At 74.0% G+C, this 3529-nt stretch carries 3 protein-coding genes; 2 read left to right on the top strand and 1 reads right to left on the bottom strand.

The annotated features are described in order from the left end of the window. Positions 1-2 precede the first annotated feature (2 nt). A complete protein-coding gene (locus ACFE60_RS10140) occupies positions 3-899 on the bottom strand; it encodes an SDR family oxidoreductase (RefSeq protein ID WP_375388735.1) in 897 nt (298 codons plus the stop codon). Positions 900-996: 97 nt separating this feature from the next. Between ACFE60_RS10140 and ACFE60_RS10145 the strand changes: the two genes are divergently transcribed. Next, positions 997-1836 (top strand): EamA family transporter, encoded by an 840-nt coding sequence (locus ACFE60_RS10145; protein WP_375388736.1) that lies wholly within the window; start codon positions 997-999, stop codon positions 1834-1836. A 112-nt stretch (positions 1837-1948) separates the two neighbouring features. Next, positions 1949-3415 carry a cryptochrome/photolyase family protein gene (locus tag ACFE60_RS10150; protein ID WP_375388737.1) on the top strand — a complete coding sequence of 489 codons (1467 nt, stop codon included), beginning with the start codon at positions 1949-1951 and terminating at the stop codon, positions 3413-3415. Positions 3416-3529 lie beyond the last annotated feature (114 nt).

Genomic DNA, 3529 nt, shown 5'->3' on the forward strand with positions numbered 1-3529 from the left:
GGTCAGGGGGTCGGGGTGCCGCCGTTCACCGCGAGGGTCGCGCCGACCACGAAGCTCGACTCGGGCGAGCTGAAGAAGACGTAGGCGGGCGCGAGCTCGGCCGGCTGGGCGGCGCGGCCGAGCGGGGTGTCGGAGCCGTAGCCCTCGATCTCCTCCGGCGGGATGCCCTTCGACACCTGCAGCGCGGTCCACGTCGGCCCGGGCGCGACGATGTTCACGCGGATGCCCTTCTCGGCCAGCTGCTGCGCCATGCCCTTGCCGAGGTTGTTGATCGCCGCCTTCGTGCTGGCGTAGTCGATGCGCTCCGGCGACGCCTGGTAGGTCTCGAGCGACGCGGTGAGCACGACCGTCGAACCCGGTGGCAGCAGCGGTACGGCCGCCTGCACGATGCGGAACGCGGCGAACACGTTGACCTCGTAGGTCTCGACGAACTGGGCGTCCGGCAGCTCGGTCAGGTCCTTCGACGTGATCTGCTTGCCGGCCACGAGCGCGAGCGCGTCGAGCCCGCCGAGCGCCTCGTGCGCGGTCGCGACGAGGTCGCGGCAGAACGCCGGATCGGTGAGGTCGCCCACGATGCCGACCCCGGTGCGCCCGGCCGCGCGGATCTGCTCCAGCACGTGGTCGGCGTCCGGCTGCTCGGCCGGCAGGTGGACGATCGCGACGTCGGCCCCCTCGCGGGCGAACGCGATGGCCGTCGCGCCGCCGATGCCGGAGTCGCCGCCGGTCACGAGCGCCTTCCGGCCCGTCAGGCGGCCGGTGCCGCGGTACGTCGCCTCGCCCAGGTCCGGCACCGGCGTCATCCGCGACTGGAGGCCCGGCTCCTCCTGCTCCTGGTCGGTCGGCGGGTCGATCTTCGGGAAGCGGGTCCGCGGGTCGTCGAAGGTCAGCTGGTCGGTCACTCGGGAACGATCGCAGCACGGTCTGGGCGGTTCGTGCGGCGCGGCTGAGCACCGCATGCACGGACCGGGGAGGATGGCTGCGGAGGAAGGGGGCCGGATGTCGATCGTGCTCGCGCTGCTGGGTGCGCTCTGCTACGGCACCGCCGACTTCGCGGGCGGCCTCGCGAGCCGCCGCGCCTCCGCCCTCGCGGTGGTGTTCTGCGGGCAGCTGGCGAGCGCGGTGGTGCTGGCCGTCGTGCTCGTGGTCGTGCCGGGCCGGTTCGACGTCCCGTCGATCGCGTGGGGCGCCGCCGCCGGTCTCACCGGTGCGGTCGCGCTGCTGCTCTTCTACCGCAGCCTCGCCGTCGGCGCGATGACCGTCGTCGCGCCCGTCACGGCGGTGATGTCCGCGATCGTGCCGGTCGTCGGCGGCGTCGCGCTCGGCGAGCGCCCGGCGCCGCTCGCGCTCGTGGGGGTCGTGCTGGCCGTGCTCGCCGTCCTGCTCGTCAGCGCGGAGGAGGGTCGGCTGCCGGGCCCGCAGGCGATCCGCGGGCCGGGGGTGCTCGGCGCGCTCGCCGCCGGCACCGGCTTCGGGCTGCTGTTCGTGCTGCTGTCCAGGGCCGCGCCGGACAGCGGGTTCTGGCCGATCGCCGGCGCGCGCACCGCCTCCCTGCTGCTGCTCGGCGTCGTCGCGCTCCTCGCGCGCCGCAGCCTGGTGCCGCGGGGCGCACCGCCCGCGCTGGTCGTGGCCTCCGGGGTCGGCGACATGACCGCGAACCTGCTGTTCGTGCTCGCCTCCCGGCTCGGCCTGCTGTCGGTGGTCGGGGTCCTGCTCGCGCTCTACCCCGCGGCCACGGTCCTGCTGGCGGTGGTCGTGCTGAAGGAGCGGCTGCACCGCTTGCAGCTCACGGGGCTGGCGGTCGCGTCGGCGGGCGTCGTCCTGATCGCGGTGGCCTGACGCCCGTTCCGGCACTGACGCCTGTTCCGGCTCCGACGCCGCTTCCGGTTCTGACGCCCCCTCCGGCTGGGCACTCGGCGGCCGCGGACCGGCCGCTCGCTACCGTCGGCGCGTGACACGGCAGCGCATCCTGTTCGGCGAGCAGCTGGGCCCGCAGTTCGACGACGGCGACGAGCCGATCCTGCTCGTCGAGTCCCTCGCCGCGTTCCGGAAGCGCCCGACGCACCGGGCGAAGGCGCACCTGTACCTCTCCGCGATCCGGCACCGCGCCGCCGAGCTGGGCGACCGGGCCGAGCTCGTGCGGACCGACACGTTCCGGTCGGCGCTGACCGGGCGGGACCTCGTCGCCGTCGATCCGCCCTCCTACGCCGCCCGCCGGCTGGTCCGATCCGTCGGCGCCGAGGTGCTGCCGAGCCGCGGCTTCGTCACCAGCGAGGAGCAGTTCGCTTCCTGGGTCCGGGGGCGGGACGAGAGGTCCCTGGTCATGGACACCTTCTACCGCGCGGTGCGGCAGCGGGAGGGGATCCTGATGACGCGGGGAGGCAAGCCCGTCGGCGGGCGCTTCAGCTACGACGCCGACAACCGGCAGCCGCCGCCGAAGAAGCAGGAGCGGCTCGGCATCCCCGACCCGTGGTGGCCGGAGGAGGACGAGATCGACGCCGGCGTGCGCGCCGACCTCGACCGCTGGGAGGCGGACGGCGCCGTGCGATTCCTCGGCGCCGACGGCCCGCGGCGGTTCGCGGCCACGACGGCGGAGGCGCGGACCGCGCTGCAGCACTTCGTCCGCGACCGGCTGCCGGTGTTCGGCCCGTGGGAGGACGCGACGCTCGCCGCCGACTGGACGATGGCGCACTCGCTGCTGTCGGTCGCGATGAACCTGGGGCTGATCGACCCGCGCGAGGTGGTCGACGCGGCGCTCGCGGCCTACGACCGGGGCGAGGCACCGCTGAACTCCGTGGAGGGGTTCGTGCGGCAGATCGTCGGCTGGCGCGACTGGATGTGGCACCTGTACTGGCACCTCGGTGAGCGCTACGTGCGCCGCAACGTGCTCGGCGCCCGCCGCCGGGTGCCCGACGCGATCTGGGAGCTCGACGCGGCGGCGATCGAGGCGAACTGCCTGTCGTCGGTCGTCGCCGGCGTCCACGAGCACGGCTGGGCGCACCACATCCAGCGCCTGATGGTGCTGGGCAACTTCGCGCTCGAGCACGCCTGGTCGCCCGCGGAGACGACGGAGTGGTTCACGGGCGCGTTCGTCGACGGCACGCCATGGGTGATGCCGACGAACGTCGTCGGCATGAGCCTGCACGCGGACGGCGGCGTCGTCGCGACCAAGCCGTACGCCTCCGGCGGCGCGTACATCGACCGGATGACCGACTACTGCGGCGGCTGCCGCTTCGACCCGAAGGTGCGGGTGGGGGAGGACGCCTGCCCGTTCACGGCGGGCTACTGGGCGTTCCTGGACAAGCACCGCGACCGGTTCGCCGCCAACCCGCGGATGGCGCAGCCGCTCGCGGGCCTCGGCCGCCTGAAGGACCTCGACCAGCTCGTGGAGCAGGAGCGGCACCGCACCCGCTGGTGACCCGCCTTCCGTTTTGAAGGAACTTCTGCGTCGGAGGACGCGAAGTTCCTTCAAAACGGGCCGTCAGACGTCGACGAGGACCTTGCCGACCGTGCCGCCCTCGACGGCGGCGTG

This window comes from uncultured Amnibacterium sp., assembly GCF_964245895.1.
GTDB lineage: Bacteria > Actinomycetota > Actinomycetes > Actinomycetales > Microbacteriaceae > Amnibacterium.

What these genes read in the sequence shown, in the direction of transcription:
- ACFE60_RS10145 (WP_375388736.1), top strand. Translation starts at nt 997, where the DNA reads ATGTCGATCGTGCTCGCGCTGCTGGGTGCGCTCTGCTACGGCACCGCC.